At 73.7% G+C, this 18438-nt stretch carries 18 protein-coding genes; 8 read left to right on the top strand and 10 right to left on the bottom strand.

The features are described from left to right. Window positions 1-402: hypothetical protein (locus ACEPPI_RS35160; protein ID WP_373919318.1), on the bottom strand; the 402-nt coding region annotated here is incomplete at its 3' end. A 376-nt stretch (window positions 403-778) separates the two neighbouring features. On the opposite strand from ACEPPI_RS35160, the gene ACEPPI_RS35155 reads away from it, so the two are divergent. The 4 genes from ACEPPI_RS35155 to ACEPPI_RS35140 are packed head-to-tail and all read left to right on the top strand — an operon-like array spanning window position 779 to window position 5201. Then, a complete protein-coding gene (locus ACEPPI_RS35155; RefSeq protein ID WP_373919317.1) occupies window positions 779-3715 on the top strand; it encodes a nitrate- and nitrite sensing domain-containing protein in 2937 nt (978 codons plus the stop codon). Next, window positions 3712-4149, top strand: coding sequence for a roadblock/LC7 domain-containing protein (locus tag ACEPPI_RS35150; RefSeq protein WP_373919316.1), 438 nt, complete (start codon window positions 3712-3714; stop codon window positions 4147-4149). Before ACEPPI_RS35155 ends, ACEPPI_RS35150 begins: the two co-directional genes overlap by 4 nt. Window positions 4150-4159: 10 nt before the next feature. Then, window positions 4160-4594 carry a DUF742 domain-containing protein gene (locus ACEPPI_RS35145; protein ID WP_373919315.1) on the top strand — a complete coding sequence of 145 codons (435 nt, stop codon included), beginning with the start codon at window positions 4160-4162 and terminating at the stop codon, window positions 4592-4594. Continuing rightward, complete coding sequence (locus tag ACEPPI_RS35140) at window positions 4575-5201, top strand: ATP/GTP-binding protein (protein ID WP_266837694.1); 627 nt, start codon at window positions 4575-4577, stop codon at window positions 5199-5201. Before ACEPPI_RS35145 ends, ACEPPI_RS35140 begins: the two co-directional genes overlap by 20 nt. Window positions 5202-5430: 229 nt before the next feature. On the opposite strand, the gene ACEPPI_RS35135 is transcribed toward ACEPPI_RS35140, so the two are convergent. The 4 genes from ACEPPI_RS35135 to ACEPPI_RS35120 form a co-directional block, all read right to left on the bottom strand. Then, window positions 5431-6621, bottom strand: coding sequence for a lipid-transfer protein (locus ACEPPI_RS35135; RefSeq protein ID WP_373919319.1), 1191 nt, complete (start codon window positions 6619-6621; stop codon window positions 5431-5433). 26 nt (window positions 6622-6647) lie between these two features. After that, entirely contained in the window at window positions 6648-7103 is a 456-nt protein-coding gene (locus ACEPPI_RS35130; protein ID WP_373919314.1) for a Zn-ribbon domain-containing OB-fold protein, read from the bottom strand. A gap of 63 nt (window positions 7104-7166) precedes the next feature. Further along, window positions 7167-7505: a DUF962 domain-containing protein gene (locus tag ACEPPI_RS35125; protein ID WP_356217891.1), complete on the bottom strand. Its 339-nt coding sequence runs from the start codon at window positions 7503-7505 to the stop codon at window positions 7167-7169. Between the two features lie 13 nt (window positions 7506-7518). Continuing rightward, a complete protein-coding gene (locus ACEPPI_RS35120; protein ID WP_373919313.1) occupies window positions 7519-8208 on the bottom strand; it encodes a M15 family metallopeptidase in 690 nt (229 codons plus the stop codon). Window positions 8209-8231: 23 nt separating this feature from the next. Here ACEPPI_RS35120 and ACEPPI_RS35115 point away from each other — a divergent pair, with 23 nt between their 5' ends. Further along, entirely contained in the window at window positions 8232-8741 is a 510-nt protein-coding gene (locus tag ACEPPI_RS35115; RefSeq protein ID WP_373919312.1) for an NUDIX domain-containing protein, read from the top strand. A gap of 82 nt (window positions 8742-8823) precedes the next feature. Here the strand turns inward: ACEPPI_RS35115 and ACEPPI_RS35110 are convergent, their stop codons facing one another. Further along, window positions 8824-9384, bottom strand: a complete 561-nt coding sequence (locus ACEPPI_RS35110) for a hypothetical protein (RefSeq protein WP_373919311.1) — start codon at window positions 9382-9384, stop codon at window positions 8824-8826. Window positions 9385-9524: 140 nt separating this feature from the next. Here ACEPPI_RS35110 and ACEPPI_RS35105 point away from each other — a divergent pair, with 140 nt between their 5' ends. Then, the gene (locus tag ACEPPI_RS35105) at window positions 9525-10022 is read left to right on the top strand and encodes a hypothetical protein (protein WP_373919310.1); all 498 of its coding nucleotides are present in this window, start codon (window positions 9525-9527) and stop codon (window positions 10020-10022) included. 94 nt (window positions 10023-10116) lie between these two features. Here ACEPPI_RS35105 and ACEPPI_RS35100 read toward each other — a convergent pair whose 3' ends face one another. Further along, window positions 10117-12465, bottom strand: a complete 2349-nt coding sequence (locus tag ACEPPI_RS35100; protein WP_373919309.1) for a TIM-barrel domain-containing protein — start codon at window positions 12463-12465, stop codon at window positions 10117-10119. 211 nt (window positions 12466-12676) lie between these two features. Between ACEPPI_RS35100 and ACEPPI_RS35095 the strand changes: the two genes are divergently transcribed. Then, window positions 12677-14653, top strand: coding sequence for an acetoacetate--CoA ligase (locus ACEPPI_RS35095; protein WP_373919308.1), 1977 nt, complete (start codon window positions 12677-12679; stop codon window positions 14651-14653). Window positions 14654-14711: 58 nt separating this feature from the next. Then, window positions 14712-15620 (top strand): hypothetical protein, encoded by a 909-nt coding sequence (locus ACEPPI_RS35090; RefSeq protein WP_373919307.1) that lies wholly within the window; start codon window positions 14712-14714, stop codon window positions 15618-15620. Window positions 15621-15690: 70 nt separating this feature from the next. On the opposite strand, the gene ptsP is transcribed toward ACEPPI_RS35090, so the two are convergent. The 3 genes from ptsP to ACEPPI_RS35075 form a co-directional block, all read right to left on the bottom strand. Then, window positions 15691-17361 (bottom strand): phosphoenolpyruvate--protein phosphotransferase, encoded by a 1671-nt coding sequence (gene ptsP, locus ACEPPI_RS35085; protein ID WP_373919306.1) that lies wholly within the window; start codon window positions 17359-17361, stop codon window positions 15691-15693. A 75-nt stretch (window positions 17362-17436) separates the two neighbouring features. Further along, complete coding sequence (locus ACEPPI_RS35080; protein WP_373919305.1) at window positions 17437-17886, bottom strand: PTS glucose transporter subunit IIA; 450 nt, start codon at window positions 17884-17886, stop codon at window positions 17437-17439. A gap of 293 nt (window positions 17887-18179) precedes the next feature. After that, a partial coding sequence (locus ACEPPI_RS35075; RefSeq protein ID WP_373919304.1) for a hypothetical protein occupies window positions 18180-18438 on the bottom strand: 259 nt, incomplete at its 5' end.

The following is an 18438-nucleotide window of genomic DNA, read 5'->3' as shown; positions in this document are numbered from 1 at the left end:
CCGGGGCCGGGGGGCCGCCCCGCGCGGGTCGCCCACGCCCCGGCCCGGGAGCCCCGGGGCGCGCGCCGCCCAGGGTTCCCGGGCCGCGCTGCTCGGCCCGGACACCACACCGCCGCGCTGGTTCCACATCTGCCGGGTGATCCACACGTCCAGCACCGCCCAGGTGGCCACGACCGTCCCGGCTATCCCGCAGATCACCATGGGGAAGGCCAGCCAGGAGCCCGTCACCGCGAGGAAGAAGGTGACCGTGGCCTCGGTCAGGGTCACCGCCACGATCAGCAGCGCCCGCACCGCGGACGCCCGTACCGGGTCCGGCATGCGGCGCCGGCGGGCCGGTTCCTCCACCCACAGGCCGCGCCCCGGCATCCGCGTCGCCGCGCCGTCCTCTTCGTACATCCTCATGGTCCGCTCACTTCCCGCCCCACGGCCGGCCATGCCCGCCGTGTCCGTCCGCGCCCTCGTCCTGTCAGACGTGCGGGAGCGCCGGGAGATTCCCGGAACCCGGACGTCCGCACCTGCGACAATGATCGCGGAAGGAAGAATTCCAGCCATCCATCCGATTGCGGGAACCGAGGCCCCAGCGAGTGTCATCTGCCACATATCGGGCCGGACTTGACCGGAAGTATCGGACAACTCGTGATCATCGTCCAGGGGTCAGACCGAAAACGTCCGGACACGCCTTCGAAGGCGCGCCCCGGCAGTAGTAGGCTCACGCCGTTTAAATGACGGAACACCGACCTCCGGCAAGGGGGTTGAGCTGGGGGAGGCTGGGGAGGCCATGCGCTTTCGCGGGAAGTCCATCCGCCGGAAGATCGTGGCGTTGCTCTTGGTGCCGCTCGTCTCCCTGACCGCCCTGTGGGGCTTCTCCACGGTCATCACCGGCCGGGAGGCGATCCAGCTCCTCGACGTCGCGTACGTCATCGACAAGGTCGGCTACCCGATCGAGGACGCCGTCCGCGTCATCCAGAAGGAACGACGCCAGACCCTGGTCGTCATCGGCGACCCCACCGCCGCCGCCGCGACCGCCGAACTCACCAAGAGCCGTGCCGCCACCGACGCCATGGTCCGCGAGATCACCGCGAGCGCCCGCGAGCCCAAGGTCGCCGAGGAGCTCACCCCGCAGGCCCGCGCCCGGTTGCGCTCCATCCTCGACGCCTTCCACGGCATCGCCGCGCTGCGCGGCTCCGTCGACCGCAGCTCCCTCGCCCCCGGCCAGGCCCTGGAGCTCTACAGCCGGCTGGTCGACCCCTGCTACGAGTTCCTGTTGAACCTCCACGCCCTGGAGAACGTGGAGATGGACAAGCAGGGCCGTGCCCTCGTCGGCATCACCCGCGCCCGCGAGACCCTCGCGCGCGAGGACGCGGTCATCGCCGCTTCCCTCGCCGCCCGCAACGCCAGCGCACCCGACGTCCGGCACGTCTCCGACCTCGCCGCCAACCGCGGCCTGCTCTACGAGTTCAACCTCGCGATCCTCCCGGCCGAGGACCGCGTGCTCTTCGAGCGGTACTGGAAGGGCCCGGAGACCAAGGCCCTGCGCGACGCGGAGGAACGGTTCATCGCCGCCGGCGCCGGCAAGAACCCCCGCACCGTCACCGCCGCCCAGTGGGACGAGGCCGCGGGCAAGGTCCTCGACGACCTCGCCACCATGGGCACCGCCGCGGGCGACCGCTACCAAAAGCGCGTCCAGCCCGTCGCGATGGAGGTCCTCGTCCAGGCCGCCGTCGCGGGCGTCCTCGGCTTCATCGCCCTCGCCGTCTCCGTCGTCCTGTCCGTCCGCATCGGCCGCGACCTCATCCGCGACCTCTCGCAGCTGCGCAAGGACGCCCACGAGGCCTCCGGCGTCCGGCTGCCCAGCGTGATGCGCCGCCTCGCCGCCGGCGAGACCGTCGACGTGGAAACCGAGGCGCCCCGCCTCGAATTCGAGAAGGACGAGGTCGGCCAGGTCGGCCTGGCCCTCAACAGCCTCCAGCGCGCCGCCGTCGAGGCCGCCGTCAAGCAGGCCGAGCTGCGCCGCGGCGTTTCCGAGGTCTTCGTGAACCTCGCCCGCCGCAACCAGGTGCTCCTGCACCGCCAGCTGACCCTCCTGGACACCATGGAACGGCGTACCGAGGACACCGAGGAGCTCGCCGACCTCTTCCGCCTCGACCACATGACCACCCGCATGCGCCGCCACGCCGAAGGCCTGGTGATCCTCTCCGGCGCGACCCCCTCCCGCCAGTGGCGCAAGCCCGTCCAGCTGATGGACGTCGTACGGGCCGCCGTCGCCGAGGTGGAGGACTACGAACGCATCGAGGTCCGCCGCCTGCCGCGCCTGGGCATCGAGGGCCCCGCCGTCGCGGACGTCACCCACCTGATCGCCGAACTCCTGGAGAACGCCACGGTGTTCTCGCCCCCGCACACGGCCGTCCAGGTCCACGGCGAGCGGGTCGCGAACGGTTTCACCCTGGAGATCCACGACCGCGGTCTCGGCATGAACCCCGAGGCGCTCCTGGACGCGAACCTCCGGCTCGCGGAGACCCCCGATTTCGAGCTCTCCGACACCGACCGCCTCGGCCTCTTCGTCGTCAGCCGCCTCGCCCGCCGCCACGCCGTCAAGGTGGTCCTCCAGACCAGCCCCTACGGAGGTACCACCGCGGTGGTCTTCCTGCCCGCCGAGCTCCTCACCGAGGCCCCCGACACCAACGGCACCGGCATCCGCCTCGACGGCATCAACGGGGCCAAGGGAGCCAAGGGCCTCCTGAGCGGCCAGGGTGCCAAGGGAGTCAAGGCCGCCCCCGTCCCCAAGCCGTCCGACCGGCCGGTGCACGCCGCCGTCGACCGCGCGTCCTCGCAGGCCCGCCCGCTGCCCGCCGGGGTGCTGAACGGACCGGTCGAGCTGGAAGCGCCGCTCGGGGCGCTCGGCCTCGACGGGCCGGAGGGCCTCGACGAGCTCACCCCCGGCGTCCCGGGCCTCACCGGTGTCGGCGGGCACCCGCCCATGGCCTCCCTCGACGACGAGACCCCGCCCGGCGGCATCTCGCGCACCGCCCTGCTGGGGCTGCGCGCCGCGGACCGCCCCCACAGCGACCGGCACCCCGAACGCGGCGCCTGGAAGGGCGACCGGATCGGCGACCGCGGCGCGGACCGCCACCGGGAGCGGAACTGGGACGCCGACGCGGAGTCCGGCCGCACCCGCACCCGCGCAACCGGTCGCGAACGGGAGCCGCTGCCCCCCACGGGCCCGGTCCGCCTGGAGCGCCCCCACCAGGAACCGGTGCGCCCGGACGGCCCCCGTACGGGCGCGGCCGTCCCGCTGCCCCGGCGGCACCCCACCCCGACCCTGGTCGCGGAGCACGGGCGCCGCGTGGAGCCCCGCCCGGCGACCGCCGGGTCCCGGCCCCCGGCCGCGACGGGCCCGCGGTCCGGAGCCGACGACGGAGCGCAGCCGGGTGCGTCCCCGTCGGCGCCCGCGCCCGGGCCCGGCGGGCTGCCCCGCCGGGTGCGCCAGGCGAACCTGGCACCCCAGCTCAAGAACGGCCCGGCGCCCGCCGAGGCCGGGCCCGAAGCCGACCCGGTGACCGACCGCGACGCGGAGGCCGTGCGCCGGCGCATGTCCGCCCTGCAGCGCGGCTGGACGGCGGGCCGCGAACAGTACGCACAGCAGCAGTCCGAGGCCGAGGCCGGCACCCCCGCCGCCAGCGGTCCCGCGCACGAGAACGAAGGGGACGGTCGATGACCGCACCGCAGACCGGAAACGACACCCGGGGCCGCGGCTCCGGCCCGCTCAACTGGCTCCTCGACGAACTCGTCGACAAGGTCGCCAGCATCCGCAAGGCGGTCGTCCTCTCCGGCGACGGCCTGCCCACCGGGAGTTCCAAGGACATCACCCGCGAGGACAGCGAACACCTGGCCGCCGTGGCCTCCGGCTTCCACAGCCTGGCCAAGGGCGTCGGCCGGCACTTCGAGTCCGGCCGGGTCCGCCAGACCGTGGTGGAGCTGGACGAGGCCTTCCTGTTCGTCATGGCGGCGGGCGACGGCAGCTGCCTGGCCGTCCTGTCCGACGCCGACTCCGACGTCGGCCAGGTCGCGTACGAGATGACCCTGATGGTCAAGCGCGTCGGCGACCACCTGGCGACCGCCCCGCGCACCGGGCTGCCAGCCGGAGGGTGAGTCGGACGGCATGAGCGACCCAGGCCAGGACCGACCCGGCGATCCCCGGGGGACCCAGCCCGACACCGGCCACCCGCACTGGTTCGACGACGACGCGGGTCCCGTCGTACGTCCCTACGCCATGACGCGTGGCCGGACCAGCCACGCCGGGCAGCACCGCCTGGATCTGATCGCCCTGGTCGTCGCGGAAGCGGCGGCCGACGATCCGGTCTGGGACCTGACCCTGTCCCCGGAGCACGCCCACATCCTCGGGCTGTGCCGGGAACGCCCCCGGTCGGTGGCGGAACTCGCCGCGGACCTGGACCTCGCCATCGGCGTGGTGCGGGTCCTGATCGGCGACCTCGTCCACGACGAACTGGTCCGCGTGACCAGGCCGGTGCCCCCGGCCGAACTGCCTGATGAATCCATTCTGCGTGAGGTGATCGATGGCCTTCGGGCGCTCTAGCCGCACCGGCGCGATGCATGCCGTGTCGCCGGTCGAGCCGCTGACCCTGAAGATCCTGGTCGCGGGCGGTTTCGGGGTGGGCAAGACCACCCTGGTCAGTGCTGTGAGCGAGATCCGTCCGCTGCGGACGGAGGAACGCCTGTCCGAACCGGGCGCCGCCGTCGACGACATCGACGGGGTGGAGGGGAAGAGCACCACCACCGTGGCCATGGACTTCGGCCGCATCACCCTGCGCGAGGACCTGGTGCTCTACCTCTTCGGCACGCCGGGCCAGGACCGTTTCTGGTTCCTGTGGGACGAGCTGGCGCAGGGCTCCCTCGGCTCGGTGGTGCTGGCCGACACCCGCCGCCTCGCCGACTGCTTCGCCGCCATCGACTACTTCGAGCGGCGCGGGATCCCCTTCGTCGTCGCGGTCAACTGCTTCGACGGCGCCGAGCGCCATCCCGTGGTCACCGTCCGCGAGGCGCTCGACCTCGATCCGGAGGTGCCGGTACTGCTCTGCGACGCCAGGGACCGGGAATCGGTCAAGGACGTCCTCGTGGGCGTCGTCGAACACGCCATGTCCCTGGCCCGGTCCCGCCGCAGGAGCCTGAGCGCCGGGGCCTGAGCGCCGTCCGTACGCGTCCGCGCGTCAGGGAGCCGGTTCAGGGAGGCGGCTCATGGAGGCGGCCCGTACCCCCGCCGACTGGGGTACGGGCCGCAGCTCTCATGGGGGGATCCGGGGATCCCGCTCGCGGCGCGGGACCGTGGACAGAGTGTGAACCCGCCGTCGGGGGCCGTCAAGCACCCGGACAACACACCCAGTTCACGGCCGCCGCCGCCGTCCCGCCGCCCCCTCAGCGCACCGCCACGACGGCCGAACCGTGGCCGAACAGCCCCTGGTTCGCGGTGATCCCGGCCCGCGCACCCGGCACCTGCCGCGGCCCGGCCGTACCCCGCAGCTGCCACGTGAGCTCGCACACCTGGGCGATGGCCTGCGCCGGCACCGCCTCCCCGAAGGAGGACAGCCCGCCGCTCGGGTTGACCGGCACCCGTCCGCCGAGCGCGGTGGCCCCCTCCCGCAGGAGCTTGACCGCCTCACCCTCGCCGCACAGGCCGATGTCCTCGTACCAGTCCAGTTCGAGCGCGGTCGACAGGTCGTACACCTCGGCCAGCGACAGGTCGCCCGGCCCCAGCCCCGCCTCCTCGTAGGCGGCGCGCGCGATCGACGCCCGGAAGGAGCCGGCGGCGGGCGCCACCGCCACCGCCGAGTCGGTCGCGATGTCCGGCAGGTCCAGCACGGTACGCGGATACGTGGGCGTCACCGTGGACACCGCCCGGATCCGCACCGGGTCGGCCGCCCCTCGCGCCCGCGCGTACTCCATGCTGCTCAGCACCAGGGCCGCGCCCCCGTCCGAGGTGGCGCAGATGTCCAGCAGCCGCAGCGGATCGGCCACCACCGCCGAGGCCGCCACCTCCTCGGCGGTCACCGCCTTGCGGTAGCGGGCGTTCGGGTTGAGCGCCCCCGCGGCCGCGTTCTTCACCTTGACCTGCGCGAAGTCCTCACCGGTGTCCCCGTACAGGGCCATGCGGCGGCGGGCGTACAGCGCGAAGTACGCCGGGTTCACCGCCCCCAGGATCCGGAACCGCAGCCAGTCCGGGTCGTCGGGCCGCTCGCCACCGGCCGGGGCGAAGAAGCCCTTCGGGGCCGCGTCGGCCCCCACCACCAGCACCACGTCCGCCAGCCCCGCCAGGATCTGCGCCCGCGCCGCCCCGATGGCCTGCGCCCCCGAGGCGCAGGCCGCGTACACGCTGGTCACCCGGGCGCCCTGCCAGCCGAGGGCCCGCGCGAAGGTGGCGCCGGCGACGTAGCCCGGATAGCCGGAGCGCACGGTGTCGGCCCCGACGACGGAGTCGACGTCGGTCCACTCCAGCCCGGCGTCGGCGAGTGCGGCACGGGCGGCGGCCCGTCCGTACTCGACGAAGCCGCGCCCCCACTTGCCCCAGGGGTGCATGCCGGCCCCCAGGACGGCCACCTCGCCCCGCACCGGAGCCCGGCCCGGCCGGTCCCCGCTCACGCGCCCCCTCCCACCGGCTTGAACTGCCAGGTCAGCCAGGTGGTCGCGGAGTCCTCGTGCAGGACGCCGCCGACCACCTCGACCTCCATGCCGACCGCCAGGTCCGCCACCGTCACCCCGGGCGCCCCTTGCCCGAGCACGACCATCCCCTCGGCCTCCAGCTCCACCGCGACGAGGGTGTACGGCTCCCAGGGCGCGGCCGGATCGGACACGTACGGTGCGGGCGGCCGGTAGCGGCCGTCGGTGTAGGACCAGACCCGGCCGCGCGGGGACAGCGGGACCTCGGCGAGCTCACCGCCGCCGGGGCAGTGCGGATTGCGGCAGTGGGCGTCCTCGCGCGGGAAGAACACCGCCGTGCAGGCGGAGCACCGGGTGCCGAGCAGGCGGAAGCCGCCCTCCGCGTCCGCCTCCGTGAACCACCCCTGCACGACGGGTGTGCGTGTGCGTTCCAAGACCCCTCCCGGACAGCATCATCTGACGAAGCGTCAGAAGTCTGCCACGGCGGGCGCCGGGGGTCACCGGTTCTCGGCGAGCCACTTCCGCGCGATCACGTCCAGCTCCGCGTCCCGCCCGGCCAGCATCATCCGGATCATCTGCGCGTCCCCCCGCAGTGACCAGGCCGGATGCCCGAAGGTGGCCGGGTTGTTCCCCTCGATCAGGAAGTGCGCGGGCCATGCGGCCCCGTACCCGATCACGGGCAGTGCGGCCAGGTACCGCCGGCGTCCGCGCGCCACCCCGTACACGGTCAACGCCAGCCCGGACAGCGTCCCGCAGAGGTGGACCCACCGCGTGGCGGCCCGGGAGTGCATGGCGACGTAGTACGGCCAGAACTCCTCGTACGATCCGAAAGTCATACGGGCACGCTACTCAGGGCCGCCCGGCGGCGACAGACACCGGAACGTCGAAAGCCGTGTCCGGGAAGGCCTCGGGCCGCAGCGTGAAGTGCCACCACTCCTCGGGCAGGTTCACGAACCCCTGCGCCCCCAACGCCCGCTCCAGCAGCCGCCGATTCGCCCGCGCCGCCGCCGCGACCTCCGGGGAGTCCGTGTGCGAGGCCGGACCGAAGAAGTCGAAGGGCGTCCCCATGTCCACCTCCCGGCGGGCCGCCGGCGCGACCAGCGTCACATCGACCGTACTCCCGCGGCTGTGCGCCGACTTCGCCGCGATGTACCCATCCGGGATCAGGCGGCCCTTGTCCACCTCCGGGTAGTACTCCGCCTTCGCCGCCGGGTCGTCCGGCTCCCCGGCCCAGCGCACGAACCGGTCCACCGCCCGCTGCGGCCGGTAGCAGTCGTACACCTTCAACGCGTACCCGCCGCGCAGCAGTTCCCGCTGCGCCCGGCGCAGGGCCTCGGCGGCCGGCCGGGCCAGCAGGCACACCGGCTCCGCGTACCCGTCCACGACCGCACCCGTGAAGTTCCGCGCGCCCGCGTACCGCATGTCCTCGCCGATGCTCGGATCCACGTCCCGCAACGCCGCGAACCCCGCGAGCCGGCCCTCCGCACCCGCGGGCACCGCCAGCCCGGCCAGCACCGCGGCGACCACCAGCGTCCTCATGCCCCTTGGAATACCATCGCCGCATGCCGGCACAGCTGAAGGACTCGCACTGCTCCACCTGCGGAGCCCTGTTCGACACCGCGCTCTGGCCCCGGACGTGCGCCGCCTGCGGCGCCGTCACCTACCGCAACCCGCTCCCGGTCGCGATCGCCCTGCTCCCCGTCGAGGACGCCTCCGGCACCGGCCTGGTGGTCATCACCCGCACCATCGAACCGGCCCTCGGCGGCATCGCCCTGCCCGGCGGGTTCGTGGACTTCGGCGAGGACTGGCGGGAGGCGGTCGTCCGCGAACTCCGCGAGGAGACCGGCATCGAGGCCCCGGCCGGCGAGGTCGCCCTGGCCGACGTCCTCAGCTCCCCGGCCGGCCACCTGCTCGTCTTCGGCCTCCTGCCGGCCCGCCCGACGTCCGCCCTGCCGCCCTCGGCGGCCACCGAAGAGACGACGGGCTGGCACGTCCTGCGCACACCGGCCGAACTGGCCTTCCCGCTCCACACCCGGGCGGCGGCCGCCTGGTTCGCGGGCCGCTACACCTAGAAGGCCCTGCCGGTCGCGTCCGGCCGGCTGCCGCATCCCGTCCGCGGCACGGCCGACGACCAGGACGGGCACCGCCGCCGCCCTACACGGGCAGGTCCATCACCAGCGACGCCAGCGTCACCACGCCCACCACCGTGCCGGCGACGACCGCACCCCGCGCCCACAGCGCCCGCGCCGGAACGGGCCGCGCGCGCAGGTACGCCCCCGCCAGCAGCGGGAGCACCGCACTCAGCGCCGTCCAGGCCCAGACGTGCCCGAAGCCCGGCGGGGCCTCCGGCAGGGTCCCCAGCCACCGGTGGACGAGCAGCGCGGGCGGCACCGACAGCGCGGCCACCAGGACCGCGACCGCGACCGGCTCCGGCCACGCGCTCAGCCGGGCCGTCCAACGGCCCAGCACCGCGAGGGGTCTGACGAACAACAGCCCGTGCAGGAACCCCGCCGCGACCGCGGCCGCCGCCGTCAGCCCGAGCTCCGCGAACGACCCGCCCGAGGGCTGCCGGGTGACCAGGAACAGCGCCCACACCGTGACCAGCTGCCAGGCGCCGACCACCTCCGCACCCGGCGCCAGGTCCCGTCTGCGCACCCCGCCCGGCAGGCGTCGGTTCGCTGCGCGGGGCCGCGTCGTGGTGCCGGCTAAGACCATCACTGACTCCCTGTCCGATCGGGGCGGCACGCCCGCCGCCGCCCCACAGGCTGTCCCGCCGGCCTATGGCGCCGCTATACCGTTTCCAGGAGCCCCACCGCGCGTGTGAGACTCGACCGGATCGAACCCGGGGGAGTCACATGTACGTACGCACCAAGCTGCCGACGGCGGCGGCGATCACCGTGGCGGGAGCCGCGGCCCTGGCCCTGGCCGGTTGCACGGCCGACCAGGAGGGGGGCGCCGCGAAGCCGTCGGCCCCGAGCCGCTCCTCCACCGCGGCGGCCGGGGCCTTCACCCGGGACACGGTGGAACAAGAGGTCCGGGAGGCCGTGCGGAGGGCCGGCATCGACCCCGACCGCGGGCAGACGACCACGACCCGCAACGGCAGGAAGCACCCCACCATGGTCGACTGGGCGGTCGCCGCGGACACCGGCGAAGCCGACCGGGCCCTGCCCGCGATCGGAGCCGAGCTGGAGCGCCTCGGCTGGCGGCGGCAACCCCGTGACGGCGGGCTCCTCGGCTACGAGAAGTCCGACTGGCACCTGGTGGCCACCGCCATGGGCAAGGACAAGCTTGCCGAGCTCCACGACGGGGACAGCATGCTCTCCCTCATCGTCATGCACCACTCGCCCGACTGACCGGCCGTCGGGCCGTCGGCCGCGGGGCGGCCTTCCCGAGCCGGGAACAGGACACCCCGTACGCCGCGACGCCCCGTACGCCCTACGCCACCCCTCACAGCCCCCGCAGCTCGACGCCGCGCACCGTCGCGCCCGCCTCGTCCTCCACCACCACCGCGTCCCCGGCCCACCGAACGGTGTACCGCTCGACCTCGCCCGCCCCGAACCCCGGGCCCGGGTCCCGGATGACCACCCCGCCGCCCGTCCGGCCCCGGGCGGGGGCCCACGCCTCCAGCCCCACCGTCCCGTCCCGGCGCCGTACCGGCAGCACCGCCCCCGCCCGCGCCAGCACCGGCGTCCGCCCCGGCGGGGCGTCCAGCAGCACCTGCGCGGGCCCCTCGTGCGCCGCCCCCGTGGCGGTGTCGTACCACCGCCCGCGCGGCAACCGCACCGCCCGCCGGTCCGCCCCGCACTCCAGGACCGGCGCCACCAGCAGCGCGTCCCCCAGCAGGAACGCGTCCTCGCAGTCCCGCAGCACCCGGTCCTCCGGCGACCCCCACCACAGCGGCCGCACGTACGGGGCCCCGGTCCGCCGCGCCAGGTGCGCCAGCGTCACGAAGTACGGCCGCAGCCGCTCCCGCTCCGCCAGCACCTCCGCGGCCCGCTCCGCCACCTCCGGCCCGAACTCCCACGGCTCGCGCCGGCCCGCCCAGATCGCCGAGTGCGTCCGGAACAGCGGCAGGTACGCCCCCAGTTGCAGCCACCTCAGGTACAGCTCCGGCGACGGCGATCCCCCGAAGCCGCCCACGTCGGGCCCCGAGTACGGCACCCCGCACAGCCCGAGGCCCAGCACCAGCGCCAGCGAGGCCCGCAGCCCGTCCCAGCCGGACTCCACGTCCCCGGACCACGTGCCCCCGTAACGCTGCATGCCCGCCCACCCCGACCGGGAGAACAGGAACGGCCGCTCCGCCGGCCGCAGCCGCACCAGGCCCTCCCACCCGGCCCGCGCCATCGCCAGCCCGTACACGTTGTGCCCGGCCCGGTGGTCCCCGCCCGCCCCCTCCAGCACGTGCCGGGCCGACCGCGGCAGCGTCGCGTCCCCCCACGGCGCGAACGACACCGGCTCGTTCATGTCGTGCCAGAACCCGGCGAAGCCCTGACCGAGCCGTTCCTCGTACAGCCCGCCCCACCACTCCCGCACCGCCGGATCCGTGAAGTCCGGATAGGCGCACTCGCCCGGCCAGACCTCCCCCCGCACCTCCCGCCCCCGCGCGTCCCGTACGAACGCCCCGTGGTCACCGACCGCGAGCCCCGCGGCGTGCACCGCGTCCCCCGCCTTCACCGCCGGGTCCACGATCGACACCAGCCGCACCCCCCGCTCCGCCAGCTCCGCCGCCAGCCCCGGCAGGTCCGGGAACGCCTCCCGGTCCACCGTGAACACCCGGTGCGCGTCGTAGTGGTCGATGTCCAGGTGCACGGCCGACAGCGCCAGCCCCCGCTCCTCGTACCCGTCCACCACCCGCCGCACCTCCGCCGCGCTCCCGAACCCCCAGCGCGCGTGCTGGTACCCCAGGGCCCACTCGGGCGGCACCGCGGCCGCGCCCGTCAGCCCCGCCCACCCCTGGAGCACCCGCGCCGGCGTCCCCACCAGCACCCAGCACCGCGCCGGCCCGCCCTCCAGACGCAGCTCGCTCGCCCCCGGCCGGTCCGGGCCCGAACCGGCGCCCTCCTCACCGCCGCGCAGCGCCACCCGCCCGTCCCAGGTGTTGTCGTAGAACGCCAGGTGCGTCCCGGCGTCCGCGACCACCACCTGCACCGGCATCGTGATGTACAGCGGATCGGTGTCCGGCCCGAACCCGCCCTTCGGATCCGTGTTCCACAGCCGGTACTCACCGTCCCGCAGCCGCGGCCCCCGCGCCCGCCCGCCCAGCCCGAAGAACCGCGCGTCCGCCGGCAGCTCCGCCCGCTGCAGCCACCGGGACCCGCCCTCGGCGGGCCCCGCCACCGGATCCCACCAGCGCGGCGGCAGCTCCCGCCGCAGCACCGCCCCGCCCGGGGTCCGCACCTCCACCGCCCCGTGCCGGGACACCGCCACCGTCACCCGCTCCGACACCACCCGCCAGCCGCCGCCCGTGTCCGGCTCCAGCACCGCCCGCGGATCGGGCTCCGGGCCGCCGCCCACCAGCGCGTACGAGGGCGTGGGCTCCGCCCCGTCCCAGCCCCAGAACACCGCCCCGCCCACGGTCACCCGTACCAGCAGCTCGGACCGCGCGAACCGCAGCACGCCCCCGCCCGGCCGCGCCTGCGTCCCCGTCAGCAGCCCCGGCACCCGGGCCCGTTCCGCACCCCGGCGCGGGAGCCCCTCCGCGTCCGCCCGCCGGTGGCTCCAGGCCGAGCGCCAGGCCCGCCGCCCGCGCGCCGTACCGATCTCTTTCACCGCACGCACCAGATCACGACCGTCCATGCCGCTCACCCTGCCACCGGCCTCCCGGCCCGCGGGGTGCGTTCAGCTGCCGTTCACCCGGAAAACGATCACATCCGACCGCCCGGGACACCTCTGGTGCGGATGTCGATCACATGGCATGGTCCCTGTGAGCCGCCGCGCACACACCCACGCAGCGGTGGCACCGTACGCACACGAAGCGCGATCCACAGACTTGACCGGGAGCCGACCCATGACCTCAGCCACCCAGCCGGAACCCCTCTGGTCCCCGGGCCCCGACCGGATCGCCGCGGCCCGCGTCACCGCCTTCCAGGCCTGGGCCGCCGACCGCTTCGGCGCCCCCGCCGACGGCGGCTACCCGGCCCTGCAGCGCTGGTCCGTCGACGAGCTCGACACCTTCTGGCAGGCCGTCGCCGAGTGGTTCGAGGTCCGCTTCACCACCCCCTACGAGTCCGTCCTCGAAGACCGCGCCATGCCCGGCGCCCGCTGGTTCACGGGATCCACCCTCAACTACGCCGAGCACGCCCTGCGCGCCGCCGAGGACCCGGCCCGCGCCGCGGACCCCGCCCTGCTCCACGTCGACGAGACCCACGAACCCACCCCCGTCACCTGGGCGGAACTGCGCCGCCAGGTCGGCTCGCTCGCCGCCGAACTGCGCGCCCTCGGCGTCCGCCCCGGCGACCGGGTCAGCGGCTACCTCCCCAACATCCCCGAAGCCGTCGTCGCCCTCCTCGCCACCGCCGCCGTCGGCGGCGTCTGGACCTCCTGCGCCCCCGACTTCGGCGCCCGCAGCGTCCTCGACCGCTTCGAGCAGGTCGAGCCGGTCGTCCTGTTCACCGTCGACGGCTACCGCTACGGCGGCAAGGAGCACGACCGCCGCGACACCGTCGCCGAGCTGCGCGAGGGGCTCCCCTCGCTGCGCGCCGTCGTCCACATCCCGCTGCTCGGCACCCCCGCCCCCGAGGGCACCCGCCCCTGGTCGGAGCTGACCTCCGCCGACACCGAGCCCGTCTTCGAGCCGGTCCCCTTCGACCACCCGCTGTGGATCCTCTACTCCTCCGGCACCACCGGCGCCCCCAAGGCGATCGTGCAGTCCCAGGGCGGCATCCTCCTGGAGCACCTCAAGCAGCTCGGCCTGCACTGCGACCTCGGCCCCGAGGACCGGTTCTTCTGGTTCACCTCCACCGGCTGGATGATGTGGAACTTCCTCGTCTCCGGCCTGCTGACGGGTACCACCGTCGTCCTCTACGACGGCAGCCCCGGCTTCCCCGACACCGGCGCCCAGTGGCGGATCGCCGAGCGCACCGGAGCCACCCTCTACGGCACTTCCGCCGCCTACGTCATGGCCTGCCGCAAGGCCGAGGTCCACCCCTCCCGGGACTTCGACCTCTCCGCCGTGAAGTGCGTCGCCACCACCGGCTCCCCGCTCCCGCCCGACGGCTTCCGCTGGCTCCACGACGAGGTGGCCGAGGACCTCTGGATCGCCTCCGTCAGCGGCGGCACCGACGTCTGCAGCTGCTTCGCCGGCGCCGTCCCCACCCTCCCGGTCCACATCGGCGAACTCCAGGCCGCCTGCCTCGGTACGGACCTCCAGGCGTGGGACCCCGCGGGCAAGCCCCTCACCGGCGAGGTCGGCGAACTCGTTGTCACGGCCCCCATGCCGTCCATGCCGATCCACTTCTGGAACGACCCCGACGGCAGCCGCTACCGCGACAGCTACTTCGAGATGTTCCCCGGCGTCTGGCGCCACGGGGACTGGATCACGATCACCGACCACGGCTCGGTCGTCATCCACGGCCGCTCCGACTCCACCCTCAACCGGCAGGGCGTCCGGATGGGCTCGGCCGACATCTACGAAGCCGTCGAACGCCTCCCCGAGATCAAGGAGTCCCTGGTCATCGGCCTGGAGGAGCCGAACGGCGGCTACTGGATGCCGCTCTTCGTCCACCTCGCCCCCGGCGCCGTCCTCGACGAGGCGCTGCGCAAGAAGATCGCCGCCACCATCCGCGAGCAGCTCTCCCCGCGCCACGTCCCCGACGAGGTCATCGAGGTCCCGGCCGTCCCGCACACCCTGACCGGCAAGCGCATCGAGGTCCCGGTCAAGCGACTCCTCCAGGGCACCCCCCTGGAGAAGGCCGTCAACCCGGGCTCGGTCGACAACCCGGACCTGCTCGCCTTCTACGAGGAGCTGGCCCGCACCAGGAAGTGACTGTCAGTGCCCATGATTACTCTGAGTGAGCAAGCTGTCGCACCACTCAGGGGGAACCATGAAGGGCACACCGGACACCTCGCGCACCACCCGTGACATCAACGGCACGCTGCGCCGCGAGGTCCCCAGCACCGTCGGCCTCCTCGCCGACCCCGGGGACTTCGCGGCCATGCGCGACTACCGCAGCTTCTGCTTCGACCACCACGACGCCTACGCCGACTACCTCCGCCACGTCGACGCCCTGCTCCGCACCCTCGCCGCCGAGGGCGTCCACACCACCGTCGCCCTCTTCGATCCCGAGGAGTACGCCGACTACTGCGCCGAACACGGCCTCGACCCGGACACCATCGCGGCCCGCACCCGCTTCACCGCCGGACTCGGTGGCCCCGGAGGCCTGCCCTACACCGGCCAGCCCGTCGAGGAGCTGCTCCCCCTCCTCGTCGACGCCTCCCTCCGGCAGGCGACCAGGGAGTACGCGGGCATGCTCCTGGCCCGCGCCGGAGAATGCGCCGACTGCGGCACCGACATCGGCCGGGCCTCCTTCGAACGGGCCACCGAAATCCTCCGGCGGCTCCTCGCCGTGGCCGGCCCCGGCCACCACCACCTCGTGTGCAGCGTCCCGGCCCCGGACGAACAGCTCCTCGCCGTCCTCCACGCCGAAACACCCGACGACCCCTGCGGTCCACCCCGGACCGAAGGCCCCGAAGCCCTCGAATTCGCCGCCGTCCTCGCCGCCGGCCTCGCCCTCGGCGCCGCCGGGGGACTGGTGCTCCGCAGCACCACCGAGGGCTTCCGCGACCGGGTCCACGGCTGGCGCCTCGACCGCGGCCGCCTGATCGCCCTCAACGCCGCCTCCGTCTTCGACGCCTACTGCACCGACGCCGACACCGGAGAGCCCGTGGCACCCGAACCGGGCGTCGAATACTGCCCGGGCTACGAGGTGGACCTCCCCGACCCCCACCACTGACCGGCCCCGCACACGACCGAGGGGCCCCCGCCACCGGCGAAGGCCCCTCGATCGATCACGCACGCCACGGCTACTCGCCGGACAGCACCGCCTGGGCGGCCGCCCGGGCCTCCTCCGCGCTGTCCGTCGCCCGCGCGGCCGCGGCCGCGCGCTCGCACTGGGCGAGCGTGTACTTGGCGAGCGTCGCCCGCACGTACGGAATCGAAGCGGCACCCATGGAGAGGGAGGTGACACCCAGACCCGTCAGCACACAGGCCAGCAGCGGATCCGAAGCGGCCTCACCACAGACACCACAGCTCTTGCCCTCCGCCTTGGCGGCCTCGGCCGACATGGCGATCAGGTCGAGCAGCGCAGGCTGCCACGGATCCTGGAGCCGCGACACCGCACCCACCTGACGGTCGGCGGCGAAGGCGTACTGCGCGAGGTCGTTCGTACCCAGCGACAGGAACTCGACCTCCTGCAGGATCGAGCGCGCCCGCAGCGCGGCGGAGGGGATCTCCACCATCGCACCGAACTTCGCCCGCAGACCGGCCTCGCGGCAGGCGTCGGCGAAGGCCTTGGCGTCGAGCCGGTCGGCCACCATCGGGGCCATGACCTCCAGGTACACCGGAAGACCCTCGGCCGCCTTGGCCAGCGCGGTCAGCTGCGTGCGCAGCACGTCCGGGTGGTCCAGCAGGGAGCGCAGACCGCGCACGCCCAGGGCCGGGTTCGGCTCGTCGCCCGGCGTCAGGAAGTCCAGCGGCTTGTCGGCGCCGGCGTCCAGCACCCGCACCACCACACGGCCCTCGGGGAAGGCCTCCAGCACCTTGCGGTACGACTCGATCTGCTTCTCCTCGGACGGCGCCTTCTTGCTGTCGTCCAGGAACAGGAACTCGGTGCGGAACAGACCCACGCCCTCGGCCCCGGCCTCCACGGCCGCCGGCACGTCCGCCGGACCGCCGACGTTGGCCAGCAACGGCACCTTGTGACCGTCCGAGGTCGCGCCCGGACCGGAGGAGGCGGCCAGCGCCGCCTTCCGCTCGGCGGCTGCGGCCTCCAGCTCGGCCCGCTTCTGCGCGGTCGGCTCGACGAACAGGTCCCCCGTGCTGCCGTCGACCGCGATGACCGTGCCCTCGGCGATCTCACCGGCACCGGGCAGCGCCACGATCGCCGGCACGCCCAGTGCACGCGCCAGGATCGCGCTGTGGCTCGTCGGCCCGCCCTCCTCGGTCACGAAACCAAGGACCAGCGCCGGGTCGAGCAGTGCGGTGTCGGCGGGCGCCAGGTCCCGGGCGATCAGCACGTACGGCTCGTCGCTGTCCGGCACGCCCGGCATCGGAACGCCCAGCAGGCGCGCCACGATGCGGTTGCGCACGTCGTCCAGGTCGGCCACCCGCCCGGCCATGTACTCGCCGGCCCCGGCGAGCAGGTCGCGGTAGGAGGCGAACGCGTCGTAGATACCGCGCTCGGCCGTGCTGCCGACGGCGATCCGCCGGTCCACGTCAGCCATCAGCTCGGGGTCCGTGGCGATCATCGCCTGGGCCTCCAGCACGTGCTGAGCCTCGCCACCGGCCAGCTGGCCGCGCGCGATCAGGTCGGCCGATACAGCCTCCACGGCTTGACGGGCGCGCCCCTGTTCGCGCCCCGCCTCGTCCGCGGTGATCTGCTTGGCCGGCGGTTCGAGAACCGCCGTGCCCATGTGCCGAACCTCGCCGATCGCCACACCGTGGCTCACGCCGACGCCTCGCAGCGTTGTCTCCATTTCACCCGTCTCCGATTTGAGCGGCGGGCCCAGCCGCCGCGGTGGATGTCCGACTCGCCCGTACGGGCGGACGCGTCACTGCCAGCCGAAAAGGACGTCGTCGGCCTTGACGTCCCCGGCCTCGACGACGTCGGAGAGGGAGTCGGGGGTCGCCTCGAGCGCCACGACCGGGCAGACCGGCGACTTGCCGGCGGCCTCGACGGCGGAGGGGTTCCAGCGGATGACCGCCTGGCCGCGCGTGACGGTGTCGCCCTTGTTCACGAGCAGCTCGAAGCCCTCGCCGTTGAGCTGGACGGTGTCGATCCCGAGGTGCGTGAGCACGCCATGGCCCTCATCGTCGACTACTACGTACGCGTGCGGGTGCAGAGAGACGATCACACCGTCCACGGGGGCCACCGCCTCCGACGGCTCGCGCACGGGATCAATAGCGGTGCCCGGTCCCACCATCGCGCCGGAGAACACCGGATCGGGCACTGCCGCGAGTCCGATGGCACGCCCGGCAAGTGGGGACGTCACGCTGGTCATGGGGGCCTCCCAGGGGTGGGGCTTCTTCGTGTCGCCGTCACTACCTGTCGCGAACGGCGTACTCTCGGAAGGATATGTCACAGGATGTTCGGGTTCGCCCGATGTTGGTCCCGATCCGGGCTGGTCCTTCGGCACGGAGACTAGTGGACTAGACCGGTGGACTAGACCATACGCGTGAATCGATTTGCTTGGGCACCACGGGGCCTGTACTGTCGTGACTCCCGCCAGGACGTGTCGTGTGAACTTCTCGCGAACAGCCGATGGACGGGACTCCTCCTCCAACAGTGCAACTCTCAATCTCCATGCTTTCCGCGTGCCCTCTGGGTAAACGGACGGTGGTCGGAGAAGCGGAAATCCACTGCTAGAGTTTGGATCGCCGGAAAGGGAAAGCGCGAAAGCGCAGAACCTGGAAAGCGCCGAGGGAAATCGGACACGAAAGAGTCTGATAGAGTCGGAAACGCAAGAACAGAACGAAAGCCCGGAGGAAAGCCCCAGTAAGTGTTACTGAGGGTGAGTACAAAGGAAGCGTCCGTTCCTTGAGAACTCAACAGC

The organism is Streptomyces sp. AB3(2024), assembly GCF_041862025.1.
Classification (GTDB): Bacteria; Actinomycetota; Actinomycetes; order Streptomycetales; family Streptomycetaceae; genus Streptomyces.
The sequence above is the reverse complement of the archived record's forward strand: the minus strand, read 5'-3'. Positions and strand labels throughout refer to the sequence as shown.

Bases quoted from the DNA above. Each gene is read 5' to 3' on its own strand.
- ptsP (WP_373919306.1), bottom strand. From the start codon at position 17,361: ATGGAGACAACGCTGCGAGGCGTCGGCGTGAGCCACGGTGTGGCGATC.
- ACEPPI_RS35080 (WP_373919305.1), bottom strand. From the start codon at position 17,886: ATGACCAGCGTGACGTCCCCACTTGCCGGGCGTGCCATCGGACTCGCG.
- ACEPPI_RS35090 (WP_373919307.1), top strand. From the start codon at position 14,712: ATGAAGGGCACACCGGACACCTCGCGCACCACCCGTGACATCAACGGC.
- ACEPPI_RS35140 (WP_266837694.1), top strand. From the start codon at position 4,575: ATGGCCTTCGGGCGCTCTAGCCGCACCGGCGCGATGCATGCCGTGTCG.
- ACEPPI_RS35120 (WP_373919313.1), bottom strand. From the start codon at position 8,208: ATGAGGACGCTGGTGGTCGCCGCGGTGCTGGCCGGGCTGGCGGTGCCC.
- ACEPPI_RS35150 (WP_373919316.1), top strand. From the start codon at position 3,712: ATGACCGCACCGCAGACCGGAAACGACACCCGGGGCCGCGGCTCCGGC.
- ACEPPI_RS35100 (WP_373919309.1), bottom strand. From the start codon at position 12,465: ATGGACGGTCGTGATCTGGTGCGTGCGGTGAAAGAGATCGGTACGGCG.
- ACEPPI_RS35105 (WP_373919310.1), top strand. From the start codon at position 9,525: ATGTACGTACGCACCAAGCTGCCGACGGCGGCGGCGATCACCGTGGCG.
- ACEPPI_RS35145 (WP_373919315.1), top strand. From the start codon at position 4,160: ATGAGCGACCCAGGCCAGGACCGACCCGGCGATCCCCGGGGGACCCAG.
- ACEPPI_RS35155 (WP_373919317.1), top strand. From the start codon at position 779: ATGCGCTTTCGCGGGAAGTCCATCCGCCGGAAGATCGTGGCGTTGCTC.
- ACEPPI_RS35110 (WP_373919311.1), bottom strand. From the start codon at position 9,384: ATGGTCTTAGCCGGCACCACGACGCGGCCCCGCGCAGCGAACCGACGC.
- ACEPPI_RS35125 (WP_356217891.1), bottom strand. From the start codon at position 7,505: ATGACTTTCGGATCGTACGAGGAGTTCTGGCCGTACTACGTCGCCATG.
- ACEPPI_RS35115 (WP_373919312.1), top strand. From the start codon at position 8,232: ATGCCGGCACAGCTGAAGGACTCGCACTGCTCCACCTGCGGAGCCCTG.
- ACEPPI_RS35095 (WP_373919308.1), top strand. From the start codon at position 12,677: ATGACCTCAGCCACCCAGCCGGAACCCCTCTGGTCCCCGGGCCCCGAC.